Annotated in this window: 18 protein-coding genes; 4 read left to right on the top strand and 14 right to left on the bottom strand. The window is 74.8% G+C overall.

The features are described from left to right. Nucleotides 1-7: 7 nt before the first annotated feature. Nucleotides 8-826 (top strand): SDR family NAD(P)-dependent oxidoreductase, encoded by an 819-nt coding sequence (locus tag G3T38_RS07180; RefSeq protein WP_163771430.1) that lies wholly within the window; start codon nt 8-10, stop codon nt 824-826. A 3-nt stretch (nt 827-829) separates the two neighbouring features. On the opposite strand, the gene G3T38_RS07175 is transcribed toward G3T38_RS07180, so the two are convergent. The 8 genes from G3T38_RS07175 to G3T38_RS07140 form a co-directional block, all read right to left on the bottom strand. Beyond that, nucleotides 830-2,092: an adenylosuccinate synthetase gene (locus G3T38_RS07175; RefSeq protein WP_163771429.1), complete on the bottom strand. Its 1,263-nt coding sequence runs from the start codon at nt 2,090-2,092 to the stop codon at nt 830-832. Nucleotides 2,093-2,128: 36 nt separating this feature from the next. Beyond that, a complete protein-coding gene (locus tag G3T38_RS07170) occupies nt 2,129-3,112 on the bottom strand; it encodes a hypothetical protein (RefSeq protein ID WP_163771427.1) in 984 nt (327 codons plus the stop codon). Between the two features lie 51 nt (nt 3,113-3,163). Then, nucleotides 3,164-4,201 (bottom strand): protein kinase family protein, encoded by a 1,038-nt coding sequence (locus tag G3T38_RS07165; RefSeq protein WP_163771425.1) that lies wholly within the window; start codon nt 4,199-4,201, stop codon nt 3,164-3,166. Between the two features lie 356 nt (nt 4,202-4,557). Beyond that, a complete protein-coding gene (locus tag G3T38_RS07160; protein ID WP_163771423.1) occupies nt 4,558-5,352 on the bottom strand; it encodes a nuclease-related domain-containing protein in 795 nt (264 codons plus the stop codon). Nucleotides 5,353-5,441: 89 nt separating this feature from the next. Then, complete coding sequence (locus G3T38_RS07155; protein WP_163771422.1) at nt 5,442-6,236, bottom strand: ABC transporter ATP-binding protein; 795 nt, start codon at nt 6,234-6,236, stop codon at nt 5,442-5,444. Continuing rightward, nucleotides 6,233-7,273 carry a FecCD family ABC transporter permease gene (locus G3T38_RS07150; RefSeq protein WP_338037512.1) on the bottom strand — a complete coding sequence of 347 codons (1,041 nt, stop codon included), beginning with the start codon at nt 7,271-7,273 and terminating at the stop codon, nt 6,233-6,235. The genes G3T38_RS07155 and G3T38_RS07150 overlap by 4 nt, the downstream gene beginning before the upstream one ends. Beyond that, nucleotides 7,270-8,262, bottom strand: a complete 993-nt coding sequence (locus tag G3T38_RS07145; RefSeq protein WP_338037511.1) for a FecCD family ABC transporter permease — start codon at nt 8,260-8,262, stop codon at nt 7,270-7,272. The genes G3T38_RS07150 and G3T38_RS07145 overlap by 4 nt, the downstream gene beginning before the upstream one ends. After that, nucleotides 8,259-9,179, bottom strand: a complete 921-nt coding sequence (locus tag G3T38_RS07140) for an ABC transporter substrate-binding protein (RefSeq protein ID WP_163771420.1) — start codon at nt 9,177-9,179, stop codon at nt 8,259-8,261. The genes G3T38_RS07145 and G3T38_RS07140 overlap by 4 nt, the downstream gene beginning before the upstream one ends. A gap of 217 nt (nt 9,180-9,396) precedes the next feature. Between G3T38_RS07140 and G3T38_RS07135 the strand changes: the two genes are divergently transcribed. Continuing rightward, nucleotides 9,397-9,834 carry a hypothetical protein gene (locus tag G3T38_RS07135; RefSeq protein WP_163771418.1) on the top strand — a complete coding sequence of 146 codons (438 nt, stop codon included), beginning with the start codon at nt 9,397-9,399 and terminating at the stop codon, nt 9,832-9,834. Between the two features lie 25 nt (nt 9,835-9,859). Here G3T38_RS07135 and G3T38_RS22545 read toward each other — a convergent pair whose 3' ends face one another. The 5 genes from G3T38_RS22545 to G3T38_RS07115 all read right to left on the bottom strand — a co-directional run bounded on the left by G3T38_RS22545 (nt 9,860) and on the right by G3T38_RS07115 (nt 13,306). Then, the gene (locus G3T38_RS22545) at nt 9,860-10,714 is read right to left on the bottom strand and encodes a siderophore-interacting protein (RefSeq protein WP_163771416.1); all 855 of its coding nucleotides are present in this window, start codon (nt 10,712-10,714) and stop codon (nt 9,860-9,862) included. Between the two features lie 128 nt (nt 10,715-10,842). Continuing rightward, on the bottom strand, nt 10,843-11,067 hold the full coding sequence (locus G3T38_RS21165) for a hypothetical protein (protein ID WP_206675817.1): 225 nt from the start codon (nt 11,065-11,067) through the stop codon (nt 10,843-10,845). Continuing rightward, nucleotides 11,064-11,789: an NAD(P)-binding protein gene (locus G3T38_RS07125; RefSeq protein ID WP_206675816.1), complete on the bottom strand. Its 726-nt coding sequence runs from the start codon at nt 11,787-11,789 to the stop codon at nt 11,064-11,066. Before G3T38_RS07125 ends, G3T38_RS21165 begins: the two co-directional genes overlap by 4 nt. Beyond that, complete coding sequence (locus G3T38_RS07120; protein ID WP_163771415.1) at nt 11,786-13,060, bottom strand: flavin monoamine oxidase family protein; 1,275 nt, start codon at nt 13,058-13,060, stop codon at nt 11,786-11,788. The genes G3T38_RS07125 and G3T38_RS07120 overlap by 4 nt, the downstream gene beginning before the upstream one ends. 30 nt (nt 13,061-13,090) lie before the next feature. Then, complete coding sequence (locus G3T38_RS07115) at nt 13,091-13,306, bottom strand: hypothetical protein (protein ID WP_163771414.1); 216 nt, start codon at nt 13,304-13,306, stop codon at nt 13,091-13,093. Between the two features lie 109 nt (nt 13,307-13,415). On the opposite strand from G3T38_RS07115, the gene sigJ reads away from it, so the two are divergent. Next, nucleotides 13,416-14,309: an RNA polymerase sigma factor SigJ gene (gene sigJ, locus G3T38_RS07110; protein WP_338037510.1), complete on the top strand. Its 894-nt coding sequence runs from the start codon at nt 13,416-13,418 to the stop codon at nt 14,307-14,309. A gap of 25 nt (nt 14,310-14,334) precedes the next feature. Here the strand turns inward: sigJ and G3T38_RS07105 are convergent, their stop codons facing one another. Then, nucleotides 14,335-14,742 carry a MerR family transcriptional regulator gene (locus G3T38_RS07105; RefSeq protein WP_163771412.1) on the bottom strand — a complete coding sequence of 136 codons (408 nt, stop codon included), beginning with the start codon at nt 14,740-14,742 and terminating at the stop codon, nt 14,335-14,337. A gap of 113 nt (nt 14,743-14,855) precedes the next feature. Here G3T38_RS07105 and G3T38_RS07100 point away from each other — a divergent pair, with 113 nt between their 5' ends. Beyond that, a complete protein-coding gene (locus G3T38_RS07100) occupies nt 14,856-16,346 on the top strand; it encodes a SulP family inorganic anion transporter (RefSeq protein WP_163771411.1) in 1,491 nt (496 codons plus the stop codon). The last annotated feature ends 4 nt before the right edge of the window (nt 16,347-16,350 follow it).

The following is a 16,350-nucleotide window of genomic DNA, read 5'->3' as shown; positions in this document are numbered from 1 at the left end:
GAACGACATGAACGAGCTCACCGGCAAGGTCGCCGTCGTCGTCGGTGCGGGCTGCATCGGCGAGGGCATGGGGAACGGTCGCGCCACGGCCCTCACCTTCGCCCGCGAGGGCGCCCACGTGGTGTGCATCGACCGCGACGCCGAGTCGAACGCCGCGACCGCGGCCATGATCGCGGCCGAGGGCCACGCGGCGTCGACCCTGGTGGTCGACGCGACCGACGAGGACCAAGTCGCCGAGGCCGTCCGCGCCGTCGTGCGCGACCACGGGCGCATCGACGTGCTCGACAACAACATCGGGACCGCGGCCCTCGGCGGGGTCGCGGACGTGACGCCGGAGGACTGGCGCCGCGTCTTCGCGATCAACGTCGACTCCGCCTTCCTGACCATGCGTCACGTCCTGCCCGTGATGGAGGCCCAGGGCGGCGGCAGCGTCGTCAACATCTCCTCCGTCGCCAGCATCCGCTGGAGCGGCGTCGCCTACGCCGCCTACTACGCGAGCAAGGCCGCGCTGAACCACCTGACGCGCACGACGGCCGCGGAGTACGCCGCCCGTCACGTCCGCGTCAACGCGGTGCTGCCGGGCCTCATCAAGACGCCCATGGTGCAGAGCGTCGCCGGCATCACCGACGCCTACAGCAGCGAGGACGTCGAGGAGATGTGGCGCACCCGCGACCGCCAGGTCCCCATGGGACACATGGGCGACGCCTGGGACGTGGCCAACGCGGCGCTCTTCCTCGCCAGCGACCGCGCGAAGTACGTCACCGGCGTGGAGCTCGTGGTCGACGGGGGCCTCACGCTCGGCTTCGGCAAGGGCGCGGGGTCCTGACGCTCACGCCGCCACGACCCTTCCGCGCGTGCCGACCTCCAGCACCCGGTCGGCGCGGGCCGCGCCGTACGCCCGCATGCCCACCGGGACCCCGACGCACCGCGCGATGACCTCGTCGACCGGGCCCTCCAGCGGCATGACCTGCGGCCGGGCCGCCGCCAGGGCGGCTGTCAACCGCGACTGGTGGTCGAGGTCGGTGAAGTCCCCCAGCGGCAGGGAGGCATAGCCCGTCGCCACCCCCACCGGGGCCGCATCGAGGTGGCTGACGGCCAGCAGGTCGAGGCCGCCCGACGCCCGGCACACCCGCGCCGCGTAGTCGAGCAGCACGAGGTCGAGGTGCCCGGTGCGCCAGTCGCCCTGGTAGGCGCCGTACCCGTTGTGCTCCTCCGGCAGCTCAAGCGTGCGGTCCTCCGTCGGGAAGGGGCCGGCCCCGTGGCGCGTGGCGTAGGACCGCACGGCGCCCCAGACCTCGCCCCGGCCGAGGCCCGCCTCCGCCAGCAGGGCCTGCGCCGGGGCCGGCGTCACCGTCGACCACGTCGTGTGCGGGTGGAACCCGCGCCACTCGTCGAGCAGCACGCCCTGCGAGCCCTCGAGGACGAGCGACCCGGCCGCGGCGGCCGCCGTCAGGTACGCGACGTCGGGGACGATCGCCACCGCCGCCCCGAACTCCAGCAGGTCCACCGCCATCTCCCGCAGGGTCGGCACCTCGTGGCACCCCTGCGCGAGCAGCGGCGCGTAGTGCTCCAGCAGCGCCGCCAGCTTCACGCGCAGCACGTCCGGCGCGAGGCAGTCCCGCACCCGGATCGCCGCCGCGCCTCCGTTCTCGGGCAGCGCGTAGAGCTGCGTCTCCCCGACCCCCAGGCCGCACGACCCGTGGCGCGCGTCGCCGCGCAGGTCCTCCCGCGTGCGGTTCGCGGCGCGGTGCACCGGCGTGACGACCAGGGCGTCGGGGCTGACGGCGATCATGGCGAGGGGATCCGGTACGCCGCGCGCGGCCAGCTCGTCCGCCTCGGCCCCCAGCGCCTCGGGGCTCACCAGCACGTACCGGCTCAGGTAGGACGCCACCCCCGCGAGCGTCCCGCTCCCGAACTGCCGGAACGTGTGGTGGACCCCGTCGACGACCACGTTGTGCGCCGCCTGCGGGCCGCCGGAGAAGCGGACGACCGCCGCCACACCGCCTTCCGCGCAGAGCCGGTCGACGGTCGCGCCCTTGGCCTCGTCGCCGAAGCCGAGGCCGACGACGATGCGGTGCGGCTGGGTGGTCATCGCGCTTCTCCTCTCGTTCGTGTGCTCGGGCCCGGCTCAGGCCAGGTCGTCCGGCTCCGCGCCCAGGTCGCGCGCGAGGTGAGCGGGGAGCGTGGCGGTGCCCCGCGCCGTACCGACCGTGGCGAGCGCCCGCGAGACCGCGCCGCCGCTCGTGCTGCCCACGTCGCGCAGGTCCTCGAGGCCCTCGTCGAGGTCGATGGCGTCCTCGAGCAGGCCGACCGTCAGGGCGATCAGGTCGCAGACCGCGCGCGGGTCGTCGAGGCGCAGCAGGCGCTCGCTGAGCATCGCGCGCCAGTAGTCGTTGACCTGCGGGTTGTCGTAGTGCGCCGTCTGGCGCGGCAGGATGAAGAACACCTCCCAGCGCTCCTCGACCTCGCGCCACAGGTCCTCCGACCGCACGTCCTCCCGCGCCTTCACGCCGAGGATGTCGCGCAGCTGCCGCGCCCGGATCTTCGGCTTGCCCATCTCGTCGCCGATGACGAACAGGTAGCCCTTCTTGCCGCGCTTCTCCCACGCGTCGGTCGCGGTGTGGCGGGCCATGACGTAGGCCGCCAGCTCGTAGGACTCGCTCATCTGGCCGCCGCCGTTGCCCTCGAGGAAGATCGACCGCAGCTGGGAGTCCATGCGGTTGTCCGACTCGAACTGGCCGACCTGCAACGGCACGTAGTCCGTGTCCGCGTCGCCGACCGCGCCGAACATGATCTGCGGGTCGTCGACGTAGCCCTTCCGCTGCAGCAGCCCGTGCAGCTTCGACAGCTCGCCCTGCATCTGCTGCGGGACCGTGCCCATCGAGCCCGTCACGTCGAAGAAGACGGCGATCGGGGTGCTGTTCGGGTGCTCGGCCGAGTCGCGCGACTCGCGGACGGTGAGGCCCTTCGGGTCGAGCGTCGGGTGCGCCTTCCACTGCGCGACCGGCTTGCGGCGTACGTCGTCGCTGTAGCCGAAGGCCGCCCGACCGCTGCGCTGGCGGGCGCCCGCCGATGCGGCGAAGGTCCGGTCGCTCCATGCTCCGTTGCCCATTGTCCTGTTCCTTTCGTGTCTGTCGCTTCGGTGTGGGTGTGCGGGGGCCGTTCAGACGGCCAGGTCGAGGGGGCGGAACCGCCGCGGCCCGTAGAGCCGGTCGAGCAGCTCGTCGTACTCCCCCTGCAGGTCAGCGGCCCGCGGCCGCATGCCCGGGGCGTCCTGCCGCAGGCCGGCGGAGAACCGCCGTTGCACCCGCTGGTCGGGCCGCAGCATCGCCAGCCCGAGCGCGCCGAGCATCGCGACGTCCGTCGCCGGGGTGACGACGCCACCGGTGACCTCGGGCGGGTACGCCGCGGCCTGCGACGCGACGACCCCCTCCGCCGGGCGGCCGGGCCGGGTCGCGAACGACCAGCCCGCGAGGACGACCCCGTGCTCCTCGGGATGGATGAGGACGTTCTCCGGCAGCAGCGCGCCGTGGACGATCCCGATCGCGTGGACCGCGGCGAGCGCGCGGATGATCCGCCGCTGCATCCAGGCCCAGTCCCGGCCGTCGAGCCCGTCGGGGGCCGCCGCCTGCACGGCGGTCAACGGCACGAACCCGTCGGCGCGGGTCAGCGAGCCGAGCACGTTGGCCTCGCGCTGCTCGTTCTTGCTCCCGTCGGGGCTGCGCAGGGTCGCGGTGTCGAGGAGGCGGGGGAGGTACGGCGCGAGCCAGCTCTCGCTCTGTTCCCTGAGCCGGGTCAGGGCCGTCCGCTCGTTGCGGAGGTAGCGCGACGACGAGCGCCGGCGGGCGATCTTGACGACCGCGTCGCCGCCGGGGACGGCGTAGAGGTTCGCCACGGTGCCCCGGCCGACCTGGGCGCCGATGGTCCAGGTGCCGTTCGTGCCGATGATCGTGCCCTCGTCCGTGGCCTCGACGCCGTTGCTCCACTGCTCGAAGAACGTCGTGGCCTTGGCGAACGCGGCGTCCCCGCGGGCGGCGTCGATCGTCGGGTCGCGCCGGTCGGGGTGGAGGGCGGTGGCGATGACGCGGTGGGTACGCCGCGCGCGACGCCGCGCCTGGTCCGAGCCGTCCTGCGGGCCGAAGAGGTCCGCCGGGGTGGTGGCTGCCTCGACCTGGTGGAGGAGGTCCGTGTCGGTGCTCATGACTAATAGTCTGTGCGACAATTAATCGGGAGGCAAGGGGTTTGAGTCAGATTGACAAAAAGTTTTCGGCGGTGGCGGCGGTGGCGGCGTCGCTGCGGCGTCGCTGCGGACGTCATGCGGTGCGGTGCCCGGGGCGGCCGGGGCGCATGACGTCCGCGAGCGGCGCCCTGGCCAGCTCCGGAAAAGGGTCACGTACGACGGCGGGTTGGCGCGGGCCGCTGTCGTTCGTGCCCCTTTGCGTGGTGCCCGCCTGAGCGTTTCGTGCAGCTCGACACCCCACCGGCGACGAGTCCTGCGGAACGGATGCGATTCCGACCGGGCCAGAACTGCACCTGTTCCGCAGGACTTCCGTCCGGTCAGGCCGGGCGGAGGGCGGCCGCGAGCTGCTGGTGGACCGCCGCGACGTCGAGCAGCGCTCCGCGGGGCTCGGTCACCATCGCCGCCAGCTTCTTCGGCCACAGCACCTCGACCCCGCGGGTCACGAAGGCTCCGCCGATCAACGGCCAGTCGGCCTCGACGAAGCAGAGCGCACCGCGCACCGGGGTCACGTCACCCAGCACCCCGGTCACCACCTCGACCTGCCGGAGCACCCCGTCGACGAGGTTCGTCCGGTCACGACCCGCGACGACCAGCTTCTCCACGCGCGGGCGCAGCAGCCCTCCCTCGACGCGGAGGGCGGGGCGGCCGGCGTACCGCTTCGCATCCACCACCCACACCCCTCCCGGGGTGACGACGAGGTGGTCGATGTTGGCGCGACTGCGGGGGATCCGGCGGTCGTGCAGCACGCGGACCGTCGCGGAGGCGATGCCGTCGAGCCGAGCCCCGAGGCGCTCCTCACCGGTGGCGCCGGTCGCCCACGCCCGCGTCGATGCCGGGTCGTCGGTCACCGCGAGCAGGAAGCCGCCGATGCGCGGGTGCTTCTCCCGCACGCGCTGCTCGCGCCGATCCCGCCGCCGCTCGTGCTCCCGTCGGGCGGACGCACCCGCCGTACCGGGGTCGACGACGGCGTCCTCCGCCGGGCAGGTGAGGCAGCGGACGGTGCGGCTGGCGCGTTCGTACGTCGCGGTGGCGCCGGCAGCGAGCGGAGCGGCGCACACCCGGCACGTGTCGTCGCGGCGGAGCCGCAGGACCTTCTCGGACTCGTCCCCCATGGAGACATGCTGCGCCGGGCCCGCGACCCGCCGCGCGCGTTTCTCGCAACTCGACGCACCTGCCGCGGCGTACGTGACAACTCGACGCGTCAGTCGCGGGAGTCGGCCGGCACGACCATCGGGGCGCCGGTGAGGGGGTCGGGGAGGACGGTGGCCTCGAGGTCGAACACCGACCGCAGCAGCGGCTCCGTGATCGTCGCGGACGGCGGGCCCTCGGCGACCACCGCCCCGGAGCGCATCGCGACCACGTGGTCGGCGTAGCGCGCCGCCAGGTTGAGGTCGTGGAGCACCGCGACGACGGTCCGGCCCCGCGCCACGAGCCGGTGCAGCACGTTGAGCACCTCGATCTGGTGGGGCAGGTCGAGGAAGGTCGTGGGCTCGTCGAGCAGCACGAGCGGGGTGTCCTGGGCGAGCGTCATCGCGATCCACACCCGCTGGCGCTGGCCGCCCGACAGCTCGTCGAGCCGACGCTCGGCCAGGTCGGCCACGTGGGTCTCCTCGAGCGCCGCGGCGACGGCGTCGCGGTCGGAGGCGGAGTGACGTCGCAGCACCCGCTGGTGGGCGAACCGGCCGCGGTGCACGAGCTCGCGCACGGTAATGCCCTCCGGTGCGCTCATCGTCTGGGGCAGCAGCGCCATCCGTCGGGCCCGCTCCTTCGCCGGCAACGACGACAGCGGCGCCCCGTCGAGCAGCACCCGACCCGCCGCCGGGGCCAGCAGCCCCGAGAGCGCCCGCAGGAGGGTCGACTTGCCGCAGGCGTTGGGGCCGAGGACGACGGTGAACCGGTCGTCGGGCACCACGACGCTCAGGTCGGTGGCGACGGTGCGCGCGTCGTACCGCAGCGTCAGGCCCTCCGCCACGAGGCGGGGAGGAGCAGGGGTCATCGGTCGGTCCGCATCTCTCGTCGCAGGAGCCAGGTCAGGTACGCCCCGCCGATCACCACGGTGACGACGCCGACGGGCACGGTGAGGGGGACGACGTGCTGGGCCACGAGGTCGGCCCCCAGGAGCAGCACGGCGCCGGTGCAGCAGCTCGCCGCCAGCGGGATGCCCGGCGAGCGCACGAGCCGCCGCGCGATCTGCGGCGCCGCGAGCGCGACGAACGCGATCGGTCCGGCCACCGTCGTCACCGCGCTCACCAGGGCCACGGCGAGCAGCAGCAGCGCCGCGCGGTGGCGGTCGAGCGCCAGGCCGGTCGACCGCGCGAGGTCGTCGCCGAGCTCCAGCTGGCGCAACGACGCCACGCCCCACGGCAGGAGGAGCAGGAGCACCACCAGCACAGACGCCGCCGGCCACACCGCTCCCGCCGTCGCGTTGTTGAGCGTGCCCGCTCCCCACGCCGAGGCGAACAGCGCGGTCTCGACGTCGATGCGCAGCAGGATCCACGAGTTCAGCGCGGCCAGGAACGCGGAGACGCCGATGCCGACGACGATGAACCGGAAGTCGCGGAGCCCGTCGCGCAGCGCCAGCACGTAGACGAGCCCCGCCGTCACGAGGCCGCCCACCAGCGCGCCCGCCATGATCCCGGCCCACGCCCCGCCGAGGAGCACGAGGCCGAGCAGCATCCCGGTGAACGAGCCGTTGGCCAGCCCCATCACGTCGGGGCTCGCCAGGGGGTTGCGCGTGATGGTCTGGAAGATCGCGCCCGACGCCGCCAGCGCCGCGCCGAACACGAGGGCAGCGACCACGCGCGGCAGGTGCCACTCGACGACGACGGTGTAGACGATCGGCTCCACCGCCGGGAACGGCGCCCCGAGGAGCGCACCGGCCACCTCGCCCGGCGTCACGGGGAAGTCGCCGGCCCACAGCCCGACGAACCCGAGCCCGAGCGCCGCGACGAGCAGCACCGCGCACACCGCGAGCTCCCGCCGGTCGACACCGACGTGGGCCCGCTGGCTCCCGAGGAGCAGGGGCCGGCTCACAGGCCCGTCGCCCTCGAACGGCGCGCCAGCAGCACGAGCACGGGCGCCCCGAGGAACGCGGTCACGATGCCGGCCGGCATCTCCCCGGGCAGCACCGCGACCCGGCCGACGACGTCGGCGACGAGCACCAGCACGATCCCGGCGACCGCCGACACCGCGAGGATCGTGCGCTGGTCGACGCCCACGCACCACCGCACCACGTGGGGCACGACGAGACCGACGAACGCGACCGGCCCCGCGACCGCTGCCGCCCCGGCCGCCAGGAAGGTCACCGCGACGAGGGTCAGGGCGTCCGCCCGCCGCAGGTCGACGCCCTGCGCCTGGGCCACGTCCCGCCCCAGCGCCACGGCGTTGAGCGCCGGCGAGGTGAGGGCCGCGGCGATCCCGCCGAGCACGAGGAGGGGGAGGACGGCGAGCGTGACGTCGTACCCCCGGTCGATCAGGCTCCCCGCGTGCCACGTCAGCATCCGCTCGAACGCGTCGGGGTCGCTCAGCGAGATGCCCGTGGTGAGGCCCGCGAGCACCGCGCCGACGGCGACGCCGGTGAGCACCAGCCGCGTGGGCGGCACCCGCGGGTCGGTCGGCCGCCCGAGCACCACCACGAGCAGGCTCGCGAGGAGGGCGCCGACGACGGCGAACCAGACGTACGCCGCGGGCTGCGTCACGCCGACGTACGCCACCGCGATCGCGACCGCGAACGACGCGCCCGCGCTGACGCCGAGCAGGCCCGGGTCGGCGAACGGGTTCCGCGTGTAGGCCTGCATGAGCGCGCCGGACACGCCGAGCGCGAGGCCGACGACGACGCCGGCGACGGTGCGCGGGAGGCGCTGGTGGTCGACGACGTACGCCGCGGTGGGGTCCCCGCCGCCCGTCAGCGCCGCCCAGACGTCGCCCGGAGGAACCGGGTTGGAACCGACGAACAGGGACAGCGCCACCGCCGCCGGGATCGCGGCGACGAGGAGCAGCAGCGGGAACCGCCGACGGGTCACGAGCCGGACAGGATCCGCTCGAGGTCGTCGAGCACGGCCTGGCCGCCGAGGGGGCCGACGCCGGTGATCCAGAACGACTGGTCGACGAGGTGGAGGTCGGGGAACGCGTCGGCGTTGGCCGTGAAGGCGGTGGGCAGCGTCGACGGGTCGTCGACGTCCGTCGTCGTGACGAGCACGAGGTCGGCCTGCGCCTCGAGCACGCGCTCGGGGGAGAGGTCGGACGAGATCTCGTCGGCCCACTCCGGCCGGTCGGGGGTCGTGAAGCCGGCGCACTCGAGCGTGCTGCCGGCGAACGACGTCGGGCCGTAGAGCGTCACGAGCCCGTCCCGCGGCCGCACGAGCTGCGCGGTCTGTCCCTCGGTCGAGAACTCCTCGGCGATCTCGTCGCAGCGCTCCTGGTAGCCCTCCAGCAGCTCGTCGGCGCCCTCGGGGTCGCCCAGCGCCTCGGCGACGAAGCGCACGTTGTCCTGCCACGGGTCGGACTGCGACGCCATGAAGACGGTCGGCGCCACGTCGCTGAGCTGGTCGTAGAGCGCCGAGTGGCGCGTCTCCGTGCCGATGATGAGGTCGGGGCGGAGCGCCGCGATCCGGTCGACGTCGGGCTCGGTCACCGTGCCGACGGTCTCGACGTCGGCGGCCCCGTCACCGAGGTAGGCCGGCACGCCCGCCGCCTCGTTGAGCACCGCGGCGCCGACGGGGGTCGCGCCGAGCGCGACCGCGGTGTCGAGCTGCACCGGCTCCAGCACGACGACGCGCTGCGGGTCGGCCGGCACCGCGGTCGCGCCGCGTGCATGGGTGACCTCGCGCTCGTCGTCCGCGGCGTCGTCGCCCGCGTCGGCGGGGTTGCCGCAGCCGGCGAGGGCCAGGCAGGTGAGGGCGGAGACGGTGAGCGCCGTCGCGCGGCGGTGCAGGTTCACGGGGACCCTTTCGGGTGGGACGAGCGGACGGCAGGGAAGGTTAGCAATACCTAAGTCAGGCCCGTGACGCGACCAGGTGACGACGGGTCGACGACGTCGTCCTCGCCGTTCGCGAGACGACGGGCGGAGAAGGTGAGAAGGTCGGGTCGTGCTTTCCTTACCTCAGCGCCGTACTGTAATTCGAGCTGCCGCATGGGCAGCTCCCGCCGTCGCGGTGGTGGCTGCTGCACCAGCGCACGCGGCATCCGGCACCCTGCCGGTCGGCGCGCGTCTCGACATCGTCACCCGGACCGGTGACGGGAACGTCGTGTTCCAGGCGACGAACCTGGAGGCGGACCCCCTGGTGCTGACCATCTCCCTGCCCTACGTCAACGCGACGACCTGGCTGACGTCCGCGACCCTGTGGCCCGGTTGGGCCATGGACCACAACAGCCCCGGAATCGTGGCGACGACCACGATCGCCGCCCAGAGCGCGAGTCCCCCCGTGCAGGTCGCGTGGGACCGCAGGTCGGGAGAGGGAGACATGTTCGTCACCATGACCGCCCCGGGTCGGAGCGCCGTCGTGACGGGGATCCCGTGGGCCGCTCCGACGCGGGCCGCCCGGCGCGCGCCGGTCGAGCCGCCGGCCGACGCGACCGTCCTCCGCTTCGGCTGAGGGGCGGCACTCCGGAGGCCGCGCGTCAGTCGCGCGCGCGACCCTCCCGGTCGATCCAGTAGCCCTGCGTGTGCACGCGGTCCGCACCGATCCCGACCGCCAGCAGCGAGCGGCGCAGCTCCGCCACCTGCACGCTCTCCGTGGCGAACCACCCGTAGAACGCCGGGCCCGCGGCGGCGGCGCCCGCGCCGTACCGCTCCGCCCAGGCGCGCCCCGCCTCCAGGAGCGGTACGCCGCCGGGCCGCCCCGCGCGGCGCACGTGGTGCACCTCGAGGCGGGGATCGTCGGTGGCCACGAACGGGAGGGTGTCCGCCGGGTCGGCGGCCTCGAGCAGGAGCGTCGCCGTGGTGTCCGAGTCGAGCGTGGCGAGGATGCCGGCGACGGCCGGGAACGCCGTCTCGTCGGCGCCGAGGACGACGCGGGTCGCGGTGCCGGGGTCCCACTGCACGCCGTACGACGGGTCACCGACCCCGGCGGCCGGGGCCGAGACGAGCAGCGGGTCGCCGACCGCAGCGGCGGCCGCCCACGCGCTCGCCGGACCGGCGGGCTCGTGGAGGTAGACGTCCAGGTCGAGCCAGCGCGCGTCGGGGTCGACGCGCGGTGCGGTGTAGCTGCGCATGACCGGCCGGTCCGCCGCGGCGAGCGTGCGCCAGGCGGCGCGCCACGCGGCCTCCGTGAGGCCGTCGACGAGCGTCGCGGGGTAGCCGTCCGACGTCGGCAGCAGGATCTTGACGCGCAGGTCGCGGCCGGCGGGGGCGAAGGCGGCGAGGCCCGGGCCGGTCAGGCCGAGCCGCACGAAGGAGGGCGAGAGCTGCTCCCGACGCGCGACCGTCACCGCGAAGAGACGGTTGGGCGAGTCGGCGAAGCGGGCGTCGGGCACGGGACGTTGCTACCAGTTCGGGTGACCCCGGCCGGGCCGGGGGTGTTCCGCCGAAGCGGAGAACGGGTGCTCGGAGGGCCCGATCGCGGGGGGTCGGGCGTGCGTTTTCCGCCCCAGCGGAACAGCCCTCAGCCGAGGCGCTCCGCCATCGCCGCGCCCAGCTCGTGCCCCGAGCGCCACGCGGTCGCGACGCGCGGGGTCGGGCCCCAGCCGTCGCCGCAGACGCCGATGCCGCGGTCGTCGAGGAGGTACGGCGCCGCGCGGTCCCCGGTCGGCCGCGCGAACGACCAGCGGTGGACGACGGTGTCCGCCGGCTCGGGCAGGTCGAGCAGACGACGCAGGGCGGCGGTCATCGCCGGGCCGGCCGCGTCGGGATCGTCGAGGTGCTGCCGCGCCAGCTCCGGGGTCGAGTGCGCGACGAGCACGGGGGCGTCGTCGCCGCGTCGCCGCCCGTCGTCGGCGACGAACGACAGCCCCGGACCGTCGGCGAAGACGCCGTCGACGCCCCAGGTGCGCTCCGCGAACGACGCCACGAGCGCCAGCACCGGTTCGAAGTCCCGGTCCAGCCGGGCGGCGGGTCCGCGAGCGGATCGGCCAGCAGGCGGTGGGCCTGCGGGTCGGGCATCGCCAGCACGACGGCGCGCACCGGCTCGCCGTCGACCACCGGACCCTCGGGACCGGCATCGACGGAGGTGACGGCCCCGCGCCGTACGTCGAGGGGAGCCGCCAGGTCCTCCACCAGCGAGCGCAACCCGCCGGGGGCACCCCACCGCACGGGCCCGGGCTTCGGCGTGAGGGCGCCGTCGGCGACGGCGTGGAAGGTGTCCGTCCACGCCCGCGCGAGCCCTGCCGTGCGCCACCGCTCGACCACCTCGGCGAAGGCGGGGTCGTCGTCGGGGACGGTGAAGTACGACGCGCCCAGGTCGACCGGCCGCTCCGCGATGCGCCGGGACGCCATCCGCCCGCCGACGCGGTGGCCGCGGTCGACGAGGCGCACCGGCACGCCGGCATCGGTGAGCGCGCGGCCGCAGGCGACGCCCGCGATGCCGGCACCGACGACGAGCACGGGGTTCACCGGGCCACCCCCAGCGCCGCGAGGACGGACGCCGCGGCCCGGTGACCGCTGACGAGCGCACCCTGGATGGAGGTGGTGTCGCGGTGGTCGCCGGCGACGAACACGCCGTCGCCGAGGTCCGTGCGGCGCCGGTGCGTCAGCGGCGGCAGCTGGGCCGGCAGCGCGTGGGGCACGTCGTCGCGGCGCAGGAGCCGCCACGCGCCGGCGTCCGCGCCGAGCAGCTCGGCGGCGTGGGCCCGCATGGCGGCGGACGACGGGACGGGGCGGTCGGGACCGAGCAGGGCCGAGGCCGCGACCAGGTGCTTGCCGGGCGGGGCGTAGCCGGGCGCCGCCGCCGACATCACCGCCGTGTTGACCAGCGGCCCGGTCGGGCGGTCGTGGCCGTCGACGTGGAGCAGGCGCGCCCGCTCGGGAGGCGCGGGCGGCTCGTCGGTGGTGTACCACTCCGTCACGACCCCGCGCTGCGGCGGCGCGGGCGTGCCCAGCAGGTCCTCCGCCGCCGGGGCGGCCGTGGCCACCACGACGGCGCGGGCCCGGTGATCGCCGTCGGAGGTGCGTACGACGGGGGTCCGGCCCCGCACGACCCCCTCGACCTCGACGCGGGTGCGCACGGGTGCGGCCAGGCGCGCCGCGAGCTGCCGGGGGAGCGCCTCCATGCCCTCGCGGGGCAGGGCCGGGGTGGCGGCGACGAACGAGCCGATGAGCAGTCGGGCGAACTGCGCCGACGTCGCACCGGTGTCGTCGAGCACGACCCCGGCGAGGAACCGGTCGAGCAGCGTGCGCGGGACGCCCCGCACCCCGGCGGCGTCGAGGCTGCCGGCCAGGTCGGCGTCGGGCTTCACGAGCAGGCGCGCGGTCAGCGTCCTGCGGGACGGGCGCAGGACCGGCGCGAGCCAGCGGGCGAGCCGCAGCCCGGAGGGCACGTCCCCCGCCACCGCGGCGGCCGACGCGCCCAGCAGGTGCGGCGCGTGCCAGGGGTGGCCGAGCCGCCGCGTCCCGGTCGCGTCCCGCAGGGCGACGCCCGCGTCGAACGCGTGGAGGTCGAGGGCGTCGGTGTCGACCCAGCGGCGTACGGCGGGGTATCCCGGGTTGAGCAGCTGGAAGCCGCGGTCGAGGAGGTGCCCGTCGACGGTCTCCGTGCGGATCCGGCCCCCGGGCGCGTCGGAGCGCTCGAGCACGACGACGTCGAGCCCGGCACGCTCCAGCTCGTGCGCACACCGCAGGCCGGCCAGGCCGGCACCCACCACGACGACGTCGGACTCGGTCACCATGACGCCAGCATGGGCGAGGCGGCCAAGCGGTCAGGCGATGGCGGCCTGGATCTGGTCGGCGAGGCGCTGCGCGGCCCTCTTGTTCCTGCGCCCGTCGAGGAGTGCCTTCTTCCGGCCCCGCATCGTGTCGAGGTCGATGGCCACGTGGGAGCCCTGCGGCGTCGGGGTGATGAGCACGGAGGTGTCGAGCTCCCAGGTGAAGGCCGTCTTCTTGACGTCGAACTCGTTGCGCGCACGGGAAGCCATGCGCAGCCCCGTGCCCGGCGTGCCGGGGGCCCCAACCGCCGGGCGACCTCACGTCTCGGGGCGCTGCGTCGTCGTACGGAGGAAGATGCCCGTCGACGAAGGGGGAACCGTGGCCGAGGAGACGCTCGCCGAGGTGGCGCAGGAGCGGCGGCGCCTGCTGGCGCTCGCCTACCGCATGACCGGCACGCTCGCCGACGCCGAGGACGTCGTGCAGGAGACCTACGTGCGCTGGTACCGCCTCGACGACCCCGAGCGCGCCGCCGTCGCGAACCCCGCCGGGTGGCTGACGCGGGTCGCGAGCCGGGTCGCGCTCGACCAGCTGACGTCGGCGCGGGCGCGCCGGGAGCGGTACGTCGGCGAGTGGCTCCCCGAGCCCGTCCCGGCCGACCTGTTCAGCGGCACGGCACCGGCTCCCCCTCCCGATCCGGCCGACCGGGTGACCCTCGACGACGCCGTCAGCACGGCGCTGCTCGTCGTGCTCGAGGCCATGACCCCGGCGGAGCGGGTCGCCTTCGTGCTCCACGACGTCTTCGCGGTCCCGTACGACGAGGTCGCCGCCGTCGTCGGGCGCTCGGTCGCCGCCACCCGTCAGCTCGCCACGTCGGCCCGCCGGCACGTGCGGGAGCAGCGGTCGACGGTCGTCGTGCCCCAGGACCACGACACGGTCGTGCGGGCGTTCGTCGCCGCAGCGGGACGCGGCGACCTCGACGGGCTACTGCGGGCGCTGGCGCCCGACGTCGTGCTCCGCAGCGACGGCGGCGGTCTGGTGAGCGCGGCGCGCAAGCCGGTCCACGGCGCCGACCGGGTGCTGCGGTTCCTGCTCGGGATCCGCACGAAGCAGCCGGCGATGGTGCTCGAGGAGGTCGCGACCGCCGACGGGCTGGGCTACCGGATGACCGTCGACGGGCGGATCCACGGTGTGGCGGCGTTCCGCGTCGAGGAGGGGCGGATCGTCGACGTGTGGCTGTGCGTCAACCCCGAGAAGCTGCGCGCCTGGGGCTGAGGGTCAGGGGCTGGGGGTCAGGGCCTCACATCTCGCGGGCGAGGATCGCGAGGAACTCGTCGGCCATCGCGAGCTGCCGCACGAGCTTGGCGCGGCGCTCGACGGCGTCGGCGTGGACGGCGGCCAGCTGCTCGCGGGCGGCGGCGACGGCCTCGGGGGTGGCGGCGGGGTCGCGGAGCACCTCGACGTCGGCGAGGGCGTCCCTCATCTCCTCGAGGCTGAAGCCGAGCGGCTTCATCCGCCGGATCACGAGGATCTTCTCGACGTCGTCCTCCGTGTAGAGCCGGAAGCCCCCGTCGGTGCGCCCCGACGGCTGGAGCAGCCCGACCTCCTCCCAGTGCCGGAGGGACCGCAGCGACAGCTCCGTCCGCGCGGCGACCTCGCCGATGTGCATGACGGCGGGAGGGGTGCTGCTGCCGAGCGGGTCGCTCATGGTGGTCGGGCTCACTTCCTCGCGGGTGCGGTCGCAACCCTCACGCGACGTTAGGGTCGCTGCGGACGCGGCGCCCGCCGTACGACCCTCACCCTGCCGAACGGAGCCTGCCCGTGTCGAACGCGCCCGTACCCACCGGCGGCACGCCCACCGTGCGCGCCGCGCTGTGCTCGCCCCGCCTGCTCCGCACCGAGGTGCTCGCCGGTCTCGTCGTGGCGCTGGCGCTCATCCCCGAGGCGATCGCGTTCTCGATCATCGCGGGCGTGGACCCGCGGGTCGGGCTGTTCGCGTCGTTCACCATGGCCGTCGCGATCTCGTTCCTCGGGGGCCGACCCGCGATGATCTCGGCCGCGACAGGCGCTGTCGCGCTGGTCATCGCGCCGGTGATGCGGGACCACGGCTACGACTACCTCATCGCGACCGTGCTGCTCGGCGGTGCGCTCCAGGTCGTGCTCGCGCTTCTGGGGGTGGCGCGGCTGATGCGCTTCATCCCCCGGTCGGTCATGGTCGGGTTCGTCAACGCGCTGGCGATCCTCATCTTCGTCGCGCAGCTGGAGCACCTCGTCGACGTGCCGTGGGCCGTCTACCCGATGACGGCCGTCGGCATCGCCGTCATCGTGGGGCTGCCGCGCGTGAGCTCGGTGGTGCCCGCGCCGCTCGTCGCGATCGTCGCGCTGACGGCCTTCGCCGTCGTCGGCTCGGTCGCGGTGCCCGACGTCGGCGACCAGGGCCGGCTGCCCGAGAGCCTGCCGTCGTGGTTCGTGCCCGACGTGCCGTGGACGCTGGCCACGCTCGAGATCATCGCGCCCTACGCGTTGGCCATGGCCCTCGTCGGCCTGCTGGAGTCGCTGCTCACCGCGAAGCTCGTCGACGACATCACCGACACCGGCTCCGACAAGACCCGCGAGGCGTGGGGCCAGGGTGCGGCGAACATCGTCACCGGCTTCTTCGGCGGCATGGGCGGCTGCGCGATGATCGGGCAGACGATGATCAACGTGAAGGTCTCGGGCGCTCGCACGCGGCTCTCGACCTTCCTCGCGGGCGTCTTCCTGCTCGTGCTGGTCGTCGGCTTCGGCGACGTCGTGGCGCTCATCCCGATGGCGGCGCTCGTGGCGGTGATGATCATGGTCTCGGTCGGCACCTTCGACTGGCACAGCATCCGGCCCGCGACGCTGCGCCGGATGCCGCGGTCGGAGACCGCCGTCATGGTGGCGACCGTGGTGGTCACGGTCTGGACCCACAACCTCGCGATCGGCGTGGGCGTCGGCGTGCTGGTGGCGATGGTGCTCTTCGCGCGCCGCGTCGCCCACCTGACGCAGACCGAGCGGGCCGTCGAGGGCGGTACGGCGTCGTACCGGGTCACCGGCGAGCTGTTCTTCGCCTCCAGCAACGACCTCACGACGCAGTTCGCCTACGCGGAGGACCCCGCGCGGGTCGTCATCGACCTCAGCGCCGCCCGCGTCTGGGACGCCTCGTCGGTGGCGGCGCTGGACGCGATCACGACGAAGTACGAGCGACGCGGGACCGTCGTGGAGATCGTCGGGCTCGACGGCGCGAGCGCCGACCGGCACGAGCGGCTGTCCGGGCGGCTGGGGGAGCACTGAGGCG

The organism is Nocardioides zeae (assembly GCF_010686755.1).
GTDB lineage: Bacteria > Actinomycetota > Actinomycetes > Propionibacteriales > Nocardioidaceae > Nocardioides > Nocardioides zeae.
The sequence above is the reverse complement of the archived record's forward strand: the minus strand, read 5'-3'. Positions and strand labels throughout refer to the sequence as shown.

Excerpts from the sequence above, each read along its gene's own strand:
- G3T38_RS07180 (WP_163771430.1), top strand. The coding sequence starts at position 8 with ATGAACGAGCTCACCGGCAAGGTCGCCGTCGTCGTCGGTGCGGGCTGC.
- G3T38_RS07175 (WP_163771429.1), bottom strand. The coding sequence starts at position 2,092 with ATGACCACCCAGCCGCACCGCATCGTCGTCGGCCTCGGCTTCGGCGAC.
- G3T38_RS07170 (WP_163771427.1), bottom strand. The coding sequence starts at position 3,112 with ATGGGCAACGGAGCATGGAGCGACCGGACCTTCGCCGCATCGGCGGGC.
- G3T38_RS07165 (WP_163771425.1), bottom strand. The coding sequence starts at position 4,201 with ATGAGCACCGACACGGACCTCCTCCACCAGGTCGAGGCAGCCACCACC.
- G3T38_RS07160 (WP_163771423.1), bottom strand. The coding sequence starts at position 5,352 with ATGGGGGACGAGTCCGAGAAGGTCCTGCGGCTCCGCCGCGACGACACG.
- G3T38_RS07155 (WP_163771422.1), bottom strand. The coding sequence starts at position 6,236 with ATGACCCCTGCTCCTCCCCGCCTCGTGGCGGAGGGCCTGACGCTGCGG.
- G3T38_RS21165 (WP_206675817.1), bottom strand. The coding sequence starts at position 11,067 with ATGACCGCCGCCCTGCGTCGTCTGCTCGACCTGCCCGAGCCGGCGGAC.
- G3T38_RS07120 (WP_163771415.1), bottom strand. The coding sequence starts at position 13,060 with ATGGTGACCGAGTCCGACGTCGTCGTGGTGGGTGCCGGCCTGGCCGGC.
- G3T38_RS07115 (WP_163771414.1), bottom strand. The coding sequence starts at position 13,306 with ATGGCTTCCCGTGCGCGCAACGAGTTCGACGTCAAGAAGACGGCCTTC.
- G3T38_RS07105 (WP_163771412.1), bottom strand. The coding sequence starts at position 14,742 with ATGAGCGACCCGCTCGGCAGCAGCACCCCTCCCGCCGTCATGCACATC.